Below are 18,881 nucleotides of genomic sequence, written 5' to 3' on the forward strand. Positions count from 1 at the left end.
GGACGAGCGCAATCGGCGGCTCCACCCGTCAGGATGAGCCCAGGGCGTGCCGGGAGATCAATCCGGCACGAAATCGAGATGGGGAGAGAAAGAATGTACCGATGGATCCCGTTCGCGAATCAGCCGGCGTACCTGTGGACGCATCTGTGCCGGGTGCTCGGCATCTGCCGATAGCCGGCCTGCGCGGCGCGGGCAGAGCAGCCCGCGCCGTGCACCGCGAGCTCTGGGAGTACGTCCTCCCCCCGACCATCGCCCGCATCACCATCGTGCTGCTCCCCCTTCTGGCGGGGGTCGAGGCGGTCTGGGCGCACCTGACATCCGGAGGTCCCTTCTCCTGGATCGCCGTAGCCGCCCCCCTGCTGACGAACAGTGCGATCATCGCGATGGCCTGGCGACCCGCGTGGGGAGCCGGTGTGCTCGTGCTCGCCGGATTCGTCGCCGTCGCGGCGGGGCAGAGCGGCGAATATCTCACCGCGGTCGCGATGAGCGTCGGGGTGGTTTTCTTCTGTTGCAGTGCGACACTGTCGACGGCGTACGGGATCTCCGCCGTTGCGTGGGTCGCGGCGATCGCCACCATGCCGCCCGGCCTCGAGGTCGGCGGCGTCGTCGCCGTGTTCGTCATCGGGTTGCTGTCGGCCACAGTGGGGCGTGGTTTGCGCAAGGTCATGCGCCGCAACGTCGTGCTCGCCTCCCAGGTCGATGCCCACGAGGCCCAGCTCGACGCGGCCCTGCTGGCGGAGCGCACCCGCATCGCCGATGAACTCCACGACGTCATCGCGCACGAGATCTCCATCACCGTCATGCATGCTCGCGTCCTGGAACGCACGGACGACCCCGAGACGCGGGCGGGTTCGCAGCGCGCGATCGTCTCGGCGTCTGCTCAGGCGTTGACCGACACCCGCCGCGTGCTGCAACTGATCCATGGCCGTACCGGCGGCGACGGTGTCACGGATGCCGGCGCCCCCGGCATCCGTCGGGAGATCGACTCCCTCGCCAAGAAGCTCCGCGACCTCGGCCATGAGGTGCGCACGGAGGTCACCGGCGACTCTGCGCTCGCCGGCATCATCGACACGACGCTCACCCGCGCCGCACGCGAGGCTGTCACGAACATCGTGAAGCACGGTGCCCCGGCCATGGTGATCGATCTGTCCCTGGTGCTCACCCCGCACACCGTGGTGCTGTCCGTCATCAACGATCCTCACCGGCCCGCGTCCGACCCGCGCCCCGGCCCCGCCTTCGGACTCGCGCGGCTTCGCGAGCGCGTGGAGGTGCTGAGCGGGACGTTCGCCGCGGGCCCGGATGACGGCCGGTGGCGCGTCCGGGTGGAGTTGCCGACGCGCTGAATCCGGCGTCGCGTGCGGCGGCGCGAATGTCAAGGTCTTGCTTTTTCGGCGCCTGAACCGGTTTAGTAGGACCGGTTCGCCACGAAGGAGTGACCGATGCCCCATGAGACCCGTCCCACGATCGCGGATGTCGCGCGCGTGGCGGGCGTCAGCAAGGGTCTCGTCTCGTTCGCCCTGAACGGCCGTCCGGGCGTCGCTGCCGACACGCGACAGCGCATCATGGACGTCGCCGCCGAACTCGGCTGGACGCCGAGCCTGAGCGCCCGGTCCCTCAGCGTCGGCCGGGCCTTCGCGTGCGGGCTGGTCATCGGCCGGAGCCCCGACGTCATCGCCGCAGACCCTTTCTTCCCGTCCTTCATCGCCGGGCTCGAGGACGAGTTCTCCGTCACGGGACAGGCGCTCGTCCTCGCCGTCGCGAATCCAGGTCGTCAGGAGGCCGACACCTATCGGGCGCTCGCCTCGGATCGCCGGGTGGACGGCGTCATCCTCACCGACATCCGCGTCGCGGATCCGCGCATCGCCCTCCTCGCCGGGCTCTCGATCCCCGCCGTCACCCTCGGTGTCCCCGACGTCGATTCGCCCTTCGCCTCGGTCTCGTCGGACGACGGCGCCGGCATCCGTCTCGCCGTCGAGCACCTCGCCGGCCTGGGCCACCGCCGCGTCGCCCATGTCGCGGGACCCTCGGGCATGCTCCACGCCCAGCACCGCCGCGACGCATTCCTGGATGCCGCGGATGCCGCGGGCCTCGACATCACCGTCGTGGAGACCGACTTCAGCGCCGCCGACGGTGCGCGGGCCACGGCATCCCTTCTGGAAGAGGCGGCGCCGCCGACGGGGGTCATCTACGCGAACGACAGCATGGCGGTCGCCGGCATGGGCGTCGCCCACCGGCGCGGGCTGCGGGTGCCGGGCGATCTCTCGATCACCGGTTTCGACGACACCGAGATCGGCCGCTGGGTGCACCCGGCCCTCACGAGCGTCGCCACCGACGCGCGCGGCTGGGGCGTCACCGCCGCGCGCACCCTGCTCGCCGCGATCGCCGGCGACCCGCCCGCGCACATCGACCTCCCCGATCCCACCCTCGCCGTCCGGGGTTCGACGGCACCTCCACGGCCGCGCGGCGCGCGTCCGACGACAGCAAGAGAGCACAAGTAACCGAACGAAGGAGTAGGACATGCAACGACGCATCCTCATCACGGCAGCCGGCGCAGCCGGTGTGCTCGCCCTCACCGCGTGCGGCGGCGGAGGCGGAGGTGGCGGCGGCGACCTCGAGAGCCGCGGCGACATCACCATCTGGTACTCCAACAACGAGGCCGAGATCGGCTGGGGCAAGAAAATGGTCGAGGCGTGGAACGCGGATCACCCCGACGAGCAGGTCAAGGCCCAGGAGATCCCCGCCGGAGCCTCGAGCGAAGAGGTCATCGGCGCGGCGATCACGGCGGGCAACGCTCCCTGTCTCGTCTTCAACACCTCTCCGGCAGCGGTGCCCGGCTTCCAGCGCCAGGGCGGCCTCGTCAATCTCTCCGAGTTCGAGGACGGCGACGACTACATCACGGCCAGGAGCGGCGAGCTCGCCGACCAGTACCGCTCCGACGACGGCGACTTCTACCAGCTGCCGTGGAAGTCGAATCCCGTGATGATCTTCTACAACAAGGCGCTCTTCGAGAAGGCCGGGCTCGATCCCGAGAACCCGAAGCTGTCCACCTACGACGAGTTCCTCGAGACCGCCCGGACACTCAAGGAGAAGGGCGTGTCCGAGTACGCGATCAACCCCGCTCCCACGAGCGAGTTCTTCCAGTCCTGGTTCGACTTCTACCCGCTGTACGCGGCGCAGACCGGCGGTACGCAGTTGCTCGAGGACGGAAAGGCCACGTTCGACGACGACAACGGTAAGGCCGTCGCCGACTTCTGGCGCACCCTCTACGAGGAGCAACTGGCCGGCAATGAGCAGTACCAGGGCGACGCCTTCGCCGACGGATACGCCGCCATGGCGATCGTCGGTCCCTGGGCGATCAGCGTGTACGGCGACTCCATCGACTGGGGCGCCGTCCCCGTTCCGACGCAGAGCGGGACCGCGGCCGGTGACACCTGGACGTTCAGCGATGCGAAGAACGTCGGCATGTTCACCGCGTGCAAGAGCAAGGGCACGGCGTGGGATGTGCTCAAGTTCGCCACGAGCGAGGAGCAGGACGGCGCTTGGCTCGAGGCGACCGGCCAGATGCCGCTGCGTCAGGACCTGACGGGCACGTACCCGGACTACTTCGCCGACAACCCCGCCTACGAGCAATTCGGCGACCAGGCCGCACGCACGGTCGAGGTCCCGAACGTCATCGGGTCGGTGGAGATCTGGCAGGCCTTCCGCGACGGCTACTCGAAGTCGGTCATCTTCGGCGAGACGCCGGTCGATCAGTTCCTCTCCGACACGGCGGCAGAGGTCGACAAGCTGGCGTCGGCGGGCTGAGATGACCGCCGTCGTCCCGGGTCGCGCCGGGTCCGATCCCGGCGCGACCCGCGGTGCCACCCCCGAGAAGGACGGTAAGGATGCCGCGCCTCGCCGCGGCATCCTCCACCGCCTCTTCGGCGCGCAGCCGCACGGTCTGCTCTTCTCAGCGCCGTACATCGTCTTCGTCCTGGTGGTCTTCGCCTACCCGGTGGTGTTCGCCGTCTGGATGTCGTTCCAGGACTACTTCTTCGCCGCCCCCGGCGCCGTGGTCGACCGGCCGTTCGTCGGCTTCGACAACTACGTCACGGCGCTCAGCGACCCCGAGGTCTGGCGCTCGTTCGGCAACGTCGGCATCTTCCTGATCATCAACGTGCCGCTCACGGTCGTGCTGTCGATCCTGCTGGCCACGGCCCTCGACCGCGTCACGAAGGCGCGGACCTTCTTCCGGGTGAGCTACTACGTGCCGTACGTCACGGCATCCGTCGCGGTCGTCGCGGTGTGGCTGTTCCTCTTCGCCCGCGGCGGCCTCGTCAACAACGTGCTCGGTCCGCTCGCCCCTGAGCCGTCGTGGCTCGTGAACTCGGCGCTCGCGATGCCGACCATCGCGTTCTTCGTGACGTGGAAGGGCCTCGGGTTCTACATCCTGCTCTATCTCGCGGCGTTGCAGAACGTGCCCCGCGAGCTGTACGAGTCGGTGTCGATGGACGGCGGCGGGCGGCTGCGGCAGTTCTTCGCGGTGACCGTGCCCAGCGTGCGGCCGGCGACGCTGCTCGTCGTCCTGCTCGCCACGATCACGGGCGCGAACCTGTTCACCGAGCCGTACCTGCTGACCGGCGGGGGCGGTCCGAACGGCGCCTCGACCTCGCCGGTGCTGCTCATGTACCAGCGCGGCATCGAGCAGCAGAATCCGGATGTCGCCGCGGCGATCGGCGTCGTGCTCATCGTGTTCGTCCTGGTCATCGCTGCCGTGCAGCGCAAGCTCGTGGGGGGTGAGGAGCGATGAAACGCGCGCTCGGTTCGAAGATTGCGATGTACACGGCGCTGTCGATCGGTGCGCTGGCGTTCCTGTTCCCGTTCTTCTACATGATCGTCGGGTCGCTGCAGACGAACGTCGATCCGTCGCCGGCGGGGGCGTTCCCGAACCCGGCGAATCTGACGCTCGACAACTACGCCGCCATCAACGGGCGCATCGACCTGCTGCAGGGGCTCGCCAACTCGGGCATCTTCACCGGCGGGGTGATCCTCGGCACGGTCGTCTTCGGCGTCCTGGCCGGATATGCCCTGGCGATCCTCCGCTGGCGGGGGCGGGGCGCGACGTTCGCCCTGGCCCTCCTCGTGCAGGTCGTGCCGTTCCAGCTGCTCATGATCCCGCTCTACGTCATGATCGCCCGGGACTACGGCCTGGCCGACAGCTACCTCGGCATGATCCTGCCGTTCTTCATCAACTCGACGGCGGTGGTCATCTTCCGGCAGTACTTCCTGCAGCTGCCGAAGGAACTGTTCGACGCGGCTCGCATCGACGGCTCGAACGAGTTCCGGCTGCTGTGGAGCGTGGCGCTGCCCCTCGTCCGTCCGGCCCTGCTGACGGTCGTGCTGCTGACGTTCATCGGTCCGTGGAACGAGTTCCTGTGGCCGTTCCTCATCACGAAGGATGCCGAGATGCAACCGCTCGCGGTGTCTCTCGCCAACTTCATCTCGAACGTCGCGGCATCCACTGCGAACCCGTTCGGGGCGATGATGGCCGGCGCCGTCGTGCTGGCCGCCCCCGCCGTGGCGCTGTTCCTCGTGTTCCAGCGCTACTTCACGTCCAACGACCTCGGATCCGGAGTGAAAGGTTGACCATGACCACCGAGACCCACGTGCCCTACCGACTCACCCGCATGGGGGTCGTGATGACCCCCGCCCAGGGCGATCCGAACGAGGTCGAGGGGGTGCTGAACCCCGGCTCCGGCCGCGGCCCCGACGGGGAGCTGTACCTGCTGCCGCGGCTCGTCGCCGACGGGAACGTGTCGCGCGTGGGCCTGGCCCGGGTCGTCGTGGAGGACGGCGTGCCGACGGCGGTCGAGCGCGAGGGCGTGGTCCTCGAACCCGACCGCGGGTGGGAGCGCGGGGTCGGCAACGCCGGCGTCGAAGACCCCCGGGTGACCTGGATCGAGACGCTCGGACTGCACGTCATGACCTACGTCGCCTACGGACCCCTCGGCCCTCGCACGGCGATCGCGGTGTCGAGCGACCTTCGCGAGTGGCGACGGCTCGGGCCGGCGCTGTTCCGGTACCAGGACGACCTCGACATGGACCTGAACCTGTTCCACAACAAGGACACCGTGTTCTTCCCCGAGCCGGTCACCGCACCCGACGGGCGGGAGGCGCTCGCCGTTCTCCATCGCCCCATGTGGGACCTCGGCGAGACCAAGGCAGGCCAGGGCGTCCGCGTCCCCGCGGGCGTCGAGGACGAGCGGCAGTCGATCTGGATCAGCTACGTCCCGCTCGCCGCCGTGCGGGAGGACCTGTCGGCGCTCGCCCTGTGGGAGCAGCACCGCTTCGTCGCGGGGCCGGAGTTCCCCTTCGAGGAGCTGAAGATCGGCGGCGGTCCGCCGCCCCGCCGCATCCCCGAGGGCTGGCTCGTCCTGCATCACGGTGTGACCGGCGTCCTTCAGAGCGCGTTCGCGCAGCAGCAGAAGGTGAACTACGCGGCAGGTGCCATCATCCTCGACGGCGACGACCCCTCGAAGGTCGTCGCCCGCACTCCGGAGCCGCTGCTGGCCCCGGAGACAGAGGACGAACGGAGCGGAATCGTTCCGAACGTCGTCTTCCCGACTGCGATCGAAGAGGTCGACGGTCGCCTGTTCGTGTTCTACGGCATGGCCGACTCGAAGATCGGCGTCGCCCTGTTGGAACGCACCGACTGATCGCGTGCTGAGTGCAGGTTCAGCCGCCCTCCGGGCGCCCTGACGGCATCCGAATCGGCTCTGAACCTGCACTCGGCACCGCACCCGAAAGGAACGACCCTCATGTCCACCTCCGCACAACGTCGTGCGCGCACCGTCGGACTCGCCGCGCTGGCCACGCTCGCGCTCGCCGTCCCGCTCGGCGTCACCACCGCCGTCGCGGCGCCCGCCGAACCCGAGATCACCAACCTGGCGCACCTCGACTTCCTCCTCGACGAGGCGACCCCGCCGCAGGACGTCGACGGGCACAGCACCTACCGCCAGGCCGAGGAGCCGGCTCTCGTCATGCCGTGGACGTACGCGGACGCGCGTGACGGGGGGACCTTCGAACGAGTCGGCGGCGGACCCCTCGACCCCGAGACCGGGTACTGGGGGCAGGGCGCCTACAACGCCGACGACATCACCCGCGCCGCGGTCGTCTACATCCGCCACTTCGAGCAGACCGGTGACGACGACAGCCGCGACAAGGCCTACGAGTTGCTGCGGTCGGTCGCGTACTTCCAGACGACCGACGGGCAGGATGCCGGCAACGTCGTCCTGTGGATGCAGCCCGACGGCACCTTCAACCCATCCCCCGAGCCGGTCGAGCTGCCGGATCCGTCCGACAGCGGTCCGAGTTACTGGCTCGCGCGGACGCTCTGGGCCCTCGGCGAGGGGTACGCCGCATTCAAGGACGAGGATCCCGCTTTCGCCGCCTTCCTCGACGATCGGTTCGACCTCTCGCTGGGTGGGCTGAACCGCCAGGTTCTGTCGACGTACGGCAGGTGGACCGTCTCGGACGGCAAGCGCGTCCCGACGTGGCTCATCACGAACGGGGCGGATGCCTCGGCTGAGGCTGTGCTGGGTCTGGCGGCACGTGTCGAAGCGGGTCCCGACCGACCGGCCGCGAAGGCGCTGCGTCAGCTCGCCACGGGCATCGCCGCGATGTCCGACGGCTCAGTCCGGGAGTGGCCGTACGATGCTGTACTGCCGTGGGCGGAGTCCCCGGCGATCTGGCACGCCTGGGGTTCGCAGATGCCGGCGGCGCTGGCCGCGGCATCCGTCGTGCTCGAGGACCGGTCGCTCGCTCGCCCTGCGATCGCGGATGCATCCACGTTCACGCCGACCCTCCTCACCGCCGGTGGACCCGACAACGGGTGGAACCCGAGCCCCGTCGACAAGGTGCAGATCGCCTACGGCGCGGACTCGCGTGTGCAGTCTCTGCTCGGCGTCGCGGAGGCGACCGGGTCGGACGGCTTCGAGGGTCTCGCCGCGATGCAGGCAGCCTGGTTCTTCGGCGCCAACCATGCGGGGCAGCGGATGTACGACCCCGCAACGGGCGTCACGTACGACGGCCTGCAGCCCGACGGCACCGTCAACCGCAACAGCGGCGCGGAGTCCACGATCCACGGACTCCTCACGGCCCTCGCGCTCGATGCGAATCCGGACGTCAAGCGGCAGGCCGTCGCCCTGACCGAGGTCACGGACCGCGAGGGACTCTCGTGGATCGAAGCCGAGGACGCCGTGAGCACGACGGGCGAGATCTCGACGCCGGAGTCGTGGACGGGTGAGTCCAGCTGGTCGGGTGACAAGCTGACGCTGTCCCGGGGCGAGACCGCGGTCTTCGACGTCGGGACGGCGGCCTCCGATCGGTGGGTCGAGCCGGTGGTGTGGTCGGCGGTCGGAGAACGCACGTCGTCGTCTTGGACGGGCGACCGCGCCCGACTGGGGACGCTGCAGCTGACCGGTCCGCGACAGGGGATCTCGCCGACGCCGGGGGCGATGCATCCGCACACCCTGCAGAAGGCGGTGCCTCGATCGAGCGAGGAGCTCCGAGTCCAGTCGACGCGGGGTGACCTGCAGCTCGACGGCATCCTCGTCCGGCCGTTCGTCTCGCGCCTCGTCCTCGAAGGCGACGGCGGTGCCCGCACCGAACTCGTCCACGCGGCGGCGCGCTCGCCGCAGAAAGTCAGGGTGGGTGCCGGAGACCTCGCGGTCTACGACGACCGTGGACGCGAGGTGCGGGCGAAGAAGGACCGCTTCGGTGCGGTCACCCTGCCTGCCGGCGGCTTCGCGATCGTCGAACGGTGACGATCCGACCGGGTCGCGGTGGATGCCGCGGCCCGGTCAGCGCCGGAACGCCCACTCGGGAAGGTGCGCGTGCGCGACGAAGGATCGCACGATCTCGGCGAGGCCGTGCTCCGGCTCGATCTGCAGGGCGGCCTCCGCGTAGCGGTCGGCGTGCGTCGATCGACCGAGCGACCACGCGAGCCAGGCCGCGGTGGCGAGACTCCCCGCGCGGTGGGATTCGGGCGTGCTCGACGCCACCCGGCGCACGAGCGCGAGCGCAGCCTCGAGTCGGCGCGGGTCGGGGCGCTCTCCCTCGCCCCACATCACCGACGCGAGGTCGGCGGGATAGTCCTCCCCGTCTTCCCAGCGCCGCTGCGCCTCGAGCGCCGAGTCGCCGCCGGGACGATCGGTCGCCCACTGCACGAGGCCCACATCCCGGAGCGACGGGCGAGCCAGGCACCAGGCGAGGATCGCCGTGCGCATCGGATCGAGGTTCGCGGGGTCCCAGCCCAGGCATCCCTCGTACAGTCCGGGGAGGTCATCGAGCGCGCACCCCGCCTCGAGCGCCGCCGGGTCGATGCGTTCTGACGATCCGTCGACGACCGGGATGCCGCACAGCACCGCGAGAGCGGATTCGAGCGATCGCAGGGCGGCTTCGACGCCCGCCGTCAGGGGAGTGTCGGCGGGCGGCAACGCCGCCCCCTCATGCTGATCACCGTCGAGGCGGGGGAGATGGCGCTCGAGTTCGACGAGCGGGCGTCCGCCGGGCGGCATCCGCTCGTCGTAGTGCGATCCCCACCCCGTCCCCGCCACCGTCAGGATGTCGACGACCTCGAGCCCGCACGCGTGGGCGGATCGTTCCAGCGCGAGCGCCAGGTCCGCACCGGGCAGCTCCGCCCGGGCGGATGCGGCGGTGAAGACGACGCCGGCGAGCCCGTCGGCTCCCGCCACGCGGCAGACCATGCCGATCACGGTGGAGGCGACCGCGTCGAGGGCGGCGTCGGACGGCGGAAGGTCGATCCGGAGAGCTCCGAGGCTTCGCCCTCGGGTCATGGGGACCACGACGAGACTCTCGGTCGGCGTGAATCCCAGCAGGCGGGGGACGAGGGCGAGGAAGTGCGCGGAATCCGCGGCGGTGACGATGGTGGACATCGCCTCACCCTCGCCGCGTGGTCCCCGCCTCGGGCGTGAGGTCGTTCGTCTGGGGAGAGGCGGCGCGGAGGGGCACCGGTGCAGAATGCTCCGCGCGCGGAACGTGCCGGGCCGCGCGGTGTCTCGCGCCGATTACGATGGATGCATGGGTGAGATCTGGACAGCGGTCATCTGGGGGCTGATCCCCACGATCGTCGTCGCCGGGCTCTTCGCCTTCGTGATCCGCAGCATCCTGCGCATGGACCGCACCGAACGCAAGCTCTACGCGCGGGTCGAGGCGGAGGAGCGCCGCAAGCGCGGGCTGCCGCCCCGCGACGAAACCGCCGGTCGACCCGCCAAAGGATAGGCTGACCCCACACTCTCTGGGGGAACTGTGATCAGCATCAGCGTCGACTGGACGTGGACGTGGTGGATCGTCCTCGTCCTCGCGTTCGACATCTCGGTGCGCATCATCGCGGTGTTCATCATCCCGCGGAACCGTCGCCCGACGGCGGCGATGGCGTGGCTCCTGGCGATCTACTTCATCCCGATCATCGGCATCCTGCTGTTCCTCCTCATCGGGAACCCGCGCCTCCCGCGCAAACGCCGCAAGGAGCAGGAGTCGATCAACGAAGCCTTCCGAGAGGCGAGCGAAGGGCTCGACTTCGGAACCCTCCGCCCCGATGCGCCGGAGTGGTTCGAACAGCTCGTGGGGCTCAACCGCAAGCTCGGTGCGCTCCCGATGGCCGGCGACAACGGCGCGCAGATCATCTCGGACTACCAGGGCAGCCTCGACACGATGGCGGCCGAGATCGACCGAGCCACCCGATACGTCCACGTCGAGTTCTACATCCTGCAGTCCGACGGGGCGACCGACGGGTTCTTCGCCGCGCTCGAACGCGCGACGGCGCGCGGGGTGGCGGTCCGCGTCCTGCTCGACCACTGGGCGAACCGGTGGAAGCCGAACTATCACGCGACGATCTCGCGCCTGCAGCGCATGGGAGCCGAGTGGCACCTCATGCTGCCGGTGCAGCCGCTGAAGGGCAAGTACCAGCGGCCCGACCTCCGCAACCACCGCAAGCTCGTCGTGATCGACGGGGCCGTCGGATTCGTCGGGTCGCAGAACGTCACCGACCGCAGCTACAACCTGAAGACCAACCTGCGTCGCGGGCTGCAATGGGTGGACCTCATGGTCCGCGTCGACGGCCCGGTCGTGGCATCCCTCTCCGCCGTGTTCGTCTCGGATTGGTATGGCGAGACGGGCGAGGTGTTCGCCGTCGAGTCCGACTTCCTGACGGATGCCGGGACGGGCGACCTCGACTGCCAGATCGTCCCGAGTGGGCCCGGGTTCGAATACGAGAACAACCTCAAGCTCTTCCTCAGCCTCATCTTCGGCGCGAAGAAGAAGATCGTCATGGTCAGCCCGTACTTCGTCCCCGACGAGGGGCTGCTGCTCGCGATCCAGACCGCCTGCCACCGCGGCGTCGAGGTCGAGCTCTTCGTCTCCGAAGAGGGCGACCAGGCGATGGTGTACCACGCGCAGCGCAGCTACTACGAGCAGCTGCTCGCGACGGGCGTGAAGATCTGGATGTACAAGAGGCCGTACATCCTGCACTCCAAGTCGATGTCGATCGACGACGAGGTCGCCGTCGTCGGCTCCAGCAACATGGACATGCGGTCCTTCGGCCTCAACCTCGAGGTGACGATGCTCGTCCGGGGCGCCGAGTTCGTCGAGCAGCTCCGCACCGTCGAGGACCAGTACCGCGGCATGTCGCGGGAGCTGACGCTGGAGGAGTGGGAGCAGCGCCCCATCCGCTCGGTCCTCCTCGACAACCTCGCCAGGCTCACGTCCGCCCTGCAGTGAGACGATCCGGCGGCGCGTGACACTCAGAAGGTGTCCACGCCTCGGAAGGAGATCCTCATGCGCGCCCGTCTTCTGATCGCGCTCGCCGGCTGCGCTCTCGCCGGTCTCGCGCTGGCCGGCTGTGCGACGCCCGCGCCGGGTGGTGCGGATCCCGGGGGCTCGGTCGCCGATGCGCCCGCGTGGCCCGTCGGCGCGGGATGGCTCGACGGCGGACGGACGATCGCTCTCGTCACGTGGGGGAGCTCATCGTGCCTTCCGACGGTCGACGAGGTGAGCGTCGACGGCGGGACGGTCGTCATCTCGTTGCGCGAACCGGAGCCCGGTCCCTGCACGGACGACCTGGTCGCGCGGCCGCTCGAGATCGCGTCGCCGGCGGGAATCGATCCGGTCGACGGCGCTCCGCTACGAGTGTCCCTGGGGGAGTCGCGTGCCGATGTCGATCTCGCCGCGTACGACGGTGGCTCAGCCGAGGAGTTCTCGCCGGAGGCGGCCTGGGTCGGTGACCGAACGATCGCGCTCCGCACGTGGGGGTCGTCGTCGTGCCCGCCCGTCGTCGCGGACACGCGGGTGGAGTCACCGGCATCCGTCGTCGTCGGCTTCGCGGTGCCGGATGCGGACCGCGTGTGCACGATGGACATGGCGCCGCAGCTGACGGTGATCCAGCTCGATCCCAACGCCGTCGTGGACCGCGGCGCGACGCTGAGCTTCGGCATGCCTGGCGGCGGCGAGACGGTGCCGATTCGCTGACTCGCACTCCGGGGACGCGAGATGCCGCGTCCGCGCGGGCGGAGCGGCAGGGCACGTCCCCGGAACGGAAGCCTGTCCGGTTGCGGGGACGCCGGCTGCCGCCTCGCGCGGTCCTCAGCGACGTTCCGCGTCCCCGGAACTCGTCCTCCCCACGACAGCGTGCGGGCGGTCTTTCCCCGATTGGGCCGAGGCGATTCCGCAGGCTGCGATGCCCCGCGACTCTGGGCCGATGAGACCGAGACCACTGCCGTCGAGTCTGGGCCCCGTGTTCTCCGTGGCAGCGGCGAAGGATGCCGGTGTCTCCCCTCGTCGGCTGAGGTCCCGCGACCTCGACCGGCCGTTCCGCGGGGTGCGCAGCCGCTTCGGATCGGCGGCGGCGGACGACGTCGACGCGCACCTGCGAGCCGTCCTTGCGTACGCCGCCACCATGCCCGAGGCGCAGTTCTTCAGTCATGTCACAGCGGCGGTCCTGTGGGGTCTGCCCCTTCCACAGGTCGTGCTCCGCGCGGCGATGCCCGATGTCGCCGTACTCGGCCCGGGCCGCACACCCCGCGGCGGGAGCGTCCGGGGACACCGCCTCGTTCATGCCTCGACACGAGTGTGCCGCCACCCGCGGTGGGGAGTGCAGGTGCTCGCCCCGGCGAGCACCTGGGCGACACTCGGCGCGGTGCTACCCGACGTGCGCGACCTGGTCGCGGCGGGTGACGCCGTCGTGCGGACCCCCATGTTCCGTGGGGATCCGTCCGCATTGGCGACGATCGACGACCTCGCGGCGTCCATCTCAGGCGGACGGCGGATCGGGATGGAGCGGCTGCGTCTCGCGCTTCCGCTCGTGCGAGAACGGTCGGCATCCCGCCCCGAGACCTGGTGCCGTCTCGCGTTGATCGACGGAGGACTTCCGGAGCCTGATCTCAACTGGAACCTCGTCGTCGGTGGACGCGTGGTCGCGTGTCTCGACCTCGCGTATCCGCGGCAGCGGGTCGCGATCGAGTACGAGGGCGGTCACCACGCCGTCGATCCGCGGCAGTGGGCGCGGGACATCGAGCGGCACGAGGCGCTCGCCGCCGCCGGGTGGGTCGTCATCCGGGTGACGAAAGAGCACCTGTTCAGGGAGGCAGAGGGCGTCGTCGCGCGGGTTCGTCGGGCGCTCGCGCGGTGAGGTGCTCCGGGGACGCGACCGGTCGCGTGTGCGTGCCCGAGGCGACACGATGCGTCCCGGGAGTGAGGTGTCGTCGGTTCCAGGGACGCGACATGCCGGAGGCGGGTCGCGTGGACGACGCATCGCGCCCCCGGAACCGAGGCGGCATCAGTCTGCGCGGACGAGCAGGTCGCCGACTTCGCAGTCGAGCGCGCGGCAGATGGCGGACAGTGTCGAATAGCGGATCGCGCGGGCGCGGTCGTTCTTGAGGATCGACAGGTTCACGACCGAGACGCCGACGATTTCGGACAGCCGGGTCAGCGTCATTCCGCGGGCCGCGAGCAGCTCGTCCAGGCGACAGTGGATGCCGGTGAGCTCGTCGTCTTCGGCGGGACTCACACGAGCCCCTCGGTGTCGCGCTGCAGCCGCTCACCCTGTGCGAAGGCGCCGGCCATGACCGCGGCGGCGACCGCGGCGAGCAGGAGTGGCAGCAGGGGCAACAGATCGAGCAGCGACAGCGTCTCGAACCGGATGCCGAGCGATTGCAGCGCGTGCTGTCGCCCCATGCCGTCGACGATCGGCCATGCGAACACGGCGACGGTGAGGGTGCCGGCGATCACGGTCAGCGCGCGCGTCGCGCCGCCCGTGAACACGCGTCCCCGGCGCACCGCGAAAGCCACGCGCATGAGCGCTGCGGCGACGATGATCGCCGCGACGGTGGCGAGCACGACCGCGCCGATCATCCAGACTCGGCCTCCCATGCCGAGGTCGGGCGCGCGGACGACCACGGCGTCGATCGTCGCGCCGGACGCGAGTCCGAGCGAGGTGGATGCCGCATCCCCTCGGACTGTCACGTCGGGGCCGTCGGGCCCGAGGATCTCGGCGATCCGGAACGCCGCGACGGCCAGGGCCGCGACCGAGGCGGCGACGCCGTAGACGATCAGATCGAGCGCGCCCGAGTTCTGGGTCGTGGCGGCCATCAGACGAGCCCCTTCACGTCCCGCTGCAGACGCGAGCCGTAGCGAAGTATCGCGGCGAGCACAGCGAAGGCGAGCCCCACCGCGATCGGCCAGATGGGGAACGAGATGAGGACGTTGGCGGAGGGCAGCCAGGCGTCGAAGACGTTGTCGATACCCGGGAAATCACCCTCCCATCCGCCGCCCTTCGCGCCGAAGAGCTGCGTCGACGCCATGCTTCCCGCGATGTCCCCCATGACCTGCGCCGCGACGCCACCGAGCGCGACGACCGTCCCCGTGGTGACCGCCATCTTGGCGACGACCGGGGCGAACGTAGCGCCGGACAGGAGGCGCGAACAGGTGACCGCGACGAAGAGTGCGACGAAGCCGGGGATCACCCAGGTGATCGCTTGACTCAACGCCCAGAGGACGCGCGAAGTCGCGTCAAGACCATCGACCGTGAGGGTGACCTCGGTGAACCCGCCGGACACTCGCCGCACGGTGTCCGAATCGAGCTGCACCGTGTCGGGCAGCTGCGGCCAGAACTCGCGGATCGGCATCGTGATGGCGACACCCGGAGCGAGCAGTGCGGTGAGGAGGGCGATCAATGCCCCGATCACGGCGACTCCGGCCCAGATGATCGCGATGACCCGCGTGAGGCGGACCAGGGTCGTCGGGTCCTGACCGGCTCGCTGCTTCTTGGCTGTCGCCAGCGCGAACGCGAGGATCGTCCCCACGATCAGGATGACGACGAGCACCGCCCCGATGATCAGCATCCACCGTGCCATGTCACACCAACCCTTCGGTCTCGCGCTGCAGTCGCGCGCCCTGTCGGAAGATCACGCTCAGCGCCGCGAGCCCTAGCCCGACGCCCAGCGGCCAGAGGGGTGGCGCGATGGCGAAAGTCCGCCCAGCGGTCACTGCGGTATCCGTTCCCGCGGCCGGGAGCACCTCCTGCGCGACGAGGGCGGCCCCGATGTCCGTCAGGAGCGGGCCGAGCGTCCCTGCGATGAGTACGACGATCGCGCTGCCGAGCAGCCACCGGGATGTCCTGGTCGCGAACGCGGGTCCCGCTATCGCGCGCTGGCTCAGTACTGCGATCACAAAGCCCGGGACGCCGGCCACGAGCAGCGAGAGGACATCCCCCGCGACGAGGAGGGTGCGCAACCCACCACTCAGTCCGGTGATCGTGGCACGGGCGGAGTCCGTCGCCGCGTGGCACAGCTCGGCGGCGCCAACGGACGCCTCCCCGCTCGTCTGACACGGCAGGCTCGTCGGCCATGCCTGTGAGATGGGCATCGCGGCGATGTCGTACGGCGCGGTGGTGAAACCGCGGATGATCAGGAGCCCGGCGCCGAGCAGCACGATCGCGACCCATACGCGAGCCATCGCCGCTATGACGTCGAGCAGAACCGACGGTGACTTCCGTCGCCGCGCGTCCCAGACCATCAGAGCCACAATCGCTGCGATCACCGCGAGCCCCACACCGCCCCACAGCAGCACGGTCGGCAGATCCGTCCCTGAAACCATTCCCGCCCCCATAACGACATTCGTTGTTATCGAGAAACGTTATGCCCAGGGATGCCGCGCCCGCAAGCCCCGGCATCCCGTATGCCCACGGCGAACACGGGCATACCGGCATCCCGCCGTCGTTAGCCTCTACGTAAGACGCCGCCAGTGCGTCGAGTGGAGGTGGAGACGATGTTCGAGAGATTCACAGACCGTGCACGTCGTGTGGTGGTGCTCGCCCAAGAAGAGGCGAAGATGCTGAACCACAATTACATCGGCACGGAGCACATCCTCCTCGGCCTGATCCACGAGGGCGAAGGCGTCGCCGCCAAGGCCCTCGAGAGCCTGGGCATCTCGCTCGACGCCGTGCGCGAGCAGGTCCAGGACATCATCGGGCAGGGGCAGCAGCAGCCGACGGGACACATCCCGTTCACGCCGCGTGCCAAGAAGGTGCTCGAGCTGTCGCTGCGCGAAGCGCTGCAGCTGGGCCACAACTACATCGGCACCGAGCACATCCTGCTCGGTCTCATCCGCGAGGGTGAGGGTGTCGCCGCGCAGGTTCTCGTCAAGCTCGGCGCCGACCTGAACAAGGTGCGCCAGCAGGTCATCCAGCTGCTCAGCGGCTACCAGGGCAAGGAGCCCGCCGGCGTCTCCGCCGGTGCCGGCGAGCAGGCCCAGGCCACGGCGCAGGGCGGTTCCGCCGTCCTCGACCAGTTCGGCCGCAACCTGACGCAGGCCGCGCGCGACAACAAGCTCGACCCCGTCATCGGGCGCGAGAAGGAGATCGAGCGCGTGATGCAGATCCTGTCGCGCCGCTCGAAGAACAACCCGGTCCTCATCGGTGAGCCCGGCGTCGGCAAGACGGCCGTCGTCGAGGGTCTCGCGCAGGCGATCGTCAAGGGTGAGGTGCCCGAGACGCTCAAGGACAAGCAGGTCTACTCACTCGACCTCGGTTCGCTCATCGCAGGGTCCCGCTACCGCGGTGATTTCGAGGAGCGCCTGAAGAAGGTCACCAAGGAGATCCGCACGCGCGGCGACATCATCGTCTTCATCGACGAGATCCACACCCTCGTGGGTGCGGGTGCCGCCGAGGGCGCGATCGACGCCGCCAGCATCCTGAAGCCGCTGCTCGCCCGCGGTGAGCTGCAGACGATCGGTGCGACGACGCTCGACGAGTACCGCAAGCACTTCGAGAAGGATGCCGCGCTGGAGCGCCGCTTCCAGCCGATCCAGGTGGCGGAGCCGAGCCTGCCCCACGCGATCAACATCCTGAAGGGTCTGCGCGACCGCTACGAGGCACACCACAAGGTGCAGATCACCGACGGCGCCATCGTCGCTGCGGCGAACCTCTCCGACCGGTACGTCTCGGACCGCTTCCTGCCCGACAAGGCCATCGACCTGATCGACGAGGCCGGCGCCCGCCTGCGCCTGTCGATCCTCTCGAGCCCGCCGGAGCTGCGCGAGTTCGACGACAAGATCGCCAAGGTCCGCGAGGACAAGGAAGCCGCCAGCGAGGAGCAGGACTTCGAGAGGGCCGCCGCCCTGCGCGACGAGGAGAAGTCGCTCCTGGCCGAGCGCCTCCGCCTCGAGAAGCAGTGGCGCTCGGGTGACGTCGCGTCGCACGCGGTCGTCGACGAGGGGCTGATCGCCGAGGTGCTGGCTCAGGCCACCGGCATCCCGGTCTTCAAGCTCACCGAGGAGGAGACCAGCCGTCTCGTCTTCATGGAGAAGGCCCTGCACCAGCGCGTCATCGGTCAGGAGGAGGCCATCGCGGCCCTCTCGCGTACGATCCGCCGTCAGCGTGCCGGCCTCAAGGACCCGAACCGCCCGTCGGGCTCGTTCATCTTCGCCGGACCCACGGGTGTCGGTAAGACCGAGCTCGCCAAGGCGCTTGCCGAGTTCCTCTTCGACGACGAGGGTGCGCTGATCTCGCTCGACATGTCGGAGTTCGGTGAGAAGCACACGGTCTCGCGACTGTTCGGTGCCCCTCCCGGATTCGTCGGGTTCGAAGAGGGCGGCCAGCTCACCGAGAAGGTGCGCCGCAAGCCGTTCTCCGTGGTCCTGTTCGACGAGATCGAGAAGGCTCACCCCGACATCTTCAACTCGCTGCTGCAGATCCTCGAAGAGGGTCGCCTGACCGATGGTCAGGGCCGCGTGGTCGACTTCAAGAACACCGTGATCATCATGACGACGAACCTCGGTTCGTCGGCGATCGCCGGTGGCCCGGTCGGCTTCCAGGTCGAGGGCAACTCGCAGACGACCTATGAGCGGATGAAGGGCAAGGTCGACGAGGAGCTGAAGCGCCACTTCAAGCCGGAGTTCCTCAACCGCGTCGATGACGTCATCGTCTTCCCGCAGCTGAACAAGGAAGAGCTGCGCCAGATCGTGACGCTGTTCACCAAGCGCCTCAGCGAGCGTCTGCTCGACCGTGACATGACGGTCGCGCTGACGGATGCCGCCAAGGACCGCCTCATCGAGATCGGTTTCGACCCGACCCTCGGTGCCCGGCCCCTGCGCCGCGCCATGCAGCGCGAGGTCGAGGATCAGCTCTCCGAGCGGATCCTCCGGGGCGAGCTGAACGCCGGCGACCACGTCGCGGTCGACGTCGAGAACAACGCCTTCGTCTTCGAGACCACGCGCCAGGAAGGCCGCGAAGCGGTCGGTGTGGGTGCCGCGGGCGAGATCACCGCGAGCCCGGACATCATCGCCGGGTCGTAAGCGACCAGAGCGACAGGGGTCGGATGCCGAGAGGT

Annotated in this window: 17 protein-coding genes; 12 read left to right on the plus strand and 5 right to left on the minus strand. The window is 69.4% G+C overall.

Going from position 1 to position 18,881, the window contains the following annotated elements; translation table 11 throughout:
- Window positions 1–101: 101 nt before the first annotated feature.
- The 7 genes from ABCU91_RS04055 to ABCU91_RS04085 all read left to right on the plus strand — a co-directional run bounded on the left by ABCU91_RS04055 (window position 102) and on the right by ABCU91_RS04085 (window position 8,804).
- Window positions 102–1,343 (plus strand): sensor histidine kinase, encoded by a 1,242-nt coding sequence (locus tag ABCU91_RS04055; RefSeq protein WP_413354888.1) that lies wholly within the window; start codon window positions 102–104, stop codon window positions 1,341–1,343.
- A gap of 96 nt (window positions 1,344–1,439) precedes the next feature.
- Window positions 1,440–2,498: a LacI family DNA-binding transcriptional regulator gene (locus ABCU91_RS04060; RefSeq protein ID WP_413354889.1), complete on the plus strand. Its 1,059-nt coding sequence runs from the start codon at window positions 1,440–1,442 to the stop codon at window positions 2,496–2,498.
- Window positions 2,499–2,517: 19 nt separating this feature from the next.
- Entirely contained in the window at window positions 2,518–3,804 is a 1,287-nt protein-coding gene (locus ABCU91_RS04065; protein WP_413354890.1) for an extracellular solute-binding protein, read from the plus strand.
- Between the two features lies 1 nt (window position 3,805).
- Entirely contained in the window at window positions 3,806–4,789 is a 984-nt protein-coding gene (locus ABCU91_RS04070) for a carbohydrate ABC transporter permease (RefSeq protein WP_133398769.1), read from the plus strand.
- Window positions 4,786–5,625 carry a carbohydrate ABC transporter permease gene (locus ABCU91_RS04075; RefSeq protein ID WP_413354891.1) on the plus strand — a complete coding sequence of 280 codons (840 nt, stop codon included), beginning with the start codon at window positions 4,786–4,788 and terminating at the stop codon, window positions 5,623–5,625. Before ABCU91_RS04070 ends, ABCU91_RS04075 begins: the two co-directional genes overlap by 4 nt.
- A gap of 2 nt (window positions 5,626–5,627) precedes the next feature.
- Window positions 5,628–6,695, plus strand: a complete 1,068-nt coding sequence (locus ABCU91_RS04080; RefSeq protein WP_413354892.1) for a glycosidase — start codon at window positions 5,628–5,630, stop codon at window positions 6,693–6,695.
- A gap of 102 nt (window positions 6,696–6,797) precedes the next feature.
- A complete protein-coding gene (locus ABCU91_RS04085) occupies window positions 6,798–8,804 on the plus strand; it encodes a hypothetical protein (RefSeq protein ID WP_413354893.1) in 2,007 nt (668 codons plus the stop codon).
- Between the two features lie 36 nt (window positions 8,805–8,840).
- Here ABCU91_RS04085 and ABCU91_RS04090 read toward each other — a convergent pair whose 3' ends face one another.
- On the minus strand, window positions 8,841–9,935 hold the full coding sequence (locus ABCU91_RS04090) for a DUF4192 family protein (RefSeq protein ID WP_413354894.1): 1,095 nt from the start codon (window positions 9,933–9,935) through the stop codon (window positions 8,841–8,843).
- A 145-nt stretch (window positions 9,936–10,080) separates the two neighbouring features.
- Here ABCU91_RS04090 and ABCU91_RS04095 point away from each other — a divergent pair, with 145 nt between their 5' ends.
- The 4 genes from ABCU91_RS04095 (at window position 10,081) to ABCU91_RS04110 (ending at window position 13,684) form a co-directional block, all read left to right on the plus strand.
- Window positions 10,081–10,281, plus strand: a complete 201-nt coding sequence (locus tag ABCU91_RS04095) for a hypothetical protein (RefSeq protein ID WP_065571727.1) — start codon at window positions 10,081–10,083, stop codon at window positions 10,279–10,281.
- Window positions 10,282–10,308: 27 nt separating this feature from the next.
- Window positions 10,309–11,778, plus strand: a complete 1,470-nt coding sequence (gene cls, locus ABCU91_RS04100) for a cardiolipin synthase (protein ID WP_406922837.1) — start codon at window positions 10,309–10,311, stop codon at window positions 11,776–11,778.
- 30 nt (window positions 11,779–11,808) lie between these two features.
- On the plus strand, window positions 11,809–12,525 hold the full coding sequence (locus tag ABCU91_RS04105; protein WP_413354895.1) for a hypothetical protein: 717 nt from the start codon (window positions 11,809–11,811) through the stop codon (window positions 12,523–12,525).
- Window positions 12,526–12,790: 265 nt separating this feature from the next.
- The gene (locus ABCU91_RS04110) at window positions 12,791–13,684 is read left to right on the plus strand and encodes an endonuclease domain-containing protein (RefSeq protein ID WP_413354896.1); all 894 of its coding nucleotides are present in this window, start codon (window positions 12,791–12,793) and stop codon (window positions 13,682–13,684) included.
- A 147-nt stretch (window positions 13,685–13,831) separates the two neighbouring features.
- On the opposite strand, the gene ABCU91_RS04115 is transcribed toward ABCU91_RS04110, so the two are convergent.
- From ABCU91_RS04115 to ABCU91_RS04130, 4 genes are read right to left on the minus strand one after another with little or no spacing between them, the layout of a single operon-like run.
- A complete protein-coding gene (locus ABCU91_RS04115) occupies window positions 13,832–14,062 on the minus strand; it encodes a helix-turn-helix domain-containing protein (protein ID WP_413354897.1) in 231 nt (76 codons plus the stop codon).
- Window positions 14,059–14,643, minus strand: coding sequence for a hypothetical protein (locus tag ABCU91_RS04120; RefSeq protein WP_413354898.1), 585 nt, complete (start codon window positions 14,641–14,643; stop codon window positions 14,059–14,061). The genes ABCU91_RS04115 and ABCU91_RS04120 overlap by 4 nt, the downstream gene beginning before the upstream one ends.
- Window positions 14,643–15,407 (minus strand): hypothetical protein, encoded by a 765-nt coding sequence (locus tag ABCU91_RS04125; RefSeq protein WP_406922832.1) that lies wholly within the window; start codon window positions 15,405–15,407, stop codon window positions 14,643–14,645. The genes ABCU91_RS04120 and ABCU91_RS04125 overlap by 1 nt, the downstream gene beginning before the upstream one ends.
- 1 nt (window position 15,408) lies before the next feature.
- Window positions 15,409–16,149, minus strand: a complete 741-nt coding sequence (locus ABCU91_RS04130; protein ID WP_413354899.1) for a hypothetical protein — start codon at window positions 16,147–16,149, stop codon at window positions 15,409–15,411.
- Between the two features lie 171 nt (window positions 16,150–16,320).
- Here ABCU91_RS04130 and ABCU91_RS04135 point away from each other — a divergent pair, with 171 nt between their 5' ends.
- The gene (locus ABCU91_RS04135; RefSeq protein WP_413354900.1) at window positions 16,321–18,846 is read left to right on the plus strand and encodes an ATP-dependent Clp protease ATP-binding subunit; all 2,526 of its coding nucleotides are present in this window, start codon (window positions 16,321–16,323) and stop codon (window positions 18,844–18,846) included.
- Window positions 18,847–18,881: the final 35 nt, after the last annotated feature.

Source organism: Microbacterium phoenicis (assembly GCF_047302325.1).
Classification (GTDB): domain Bacteria; phylum Actinomycetota; class Actinomycetes; order Actinomycetales; family Microbacteriaceae; genus Microbacterium.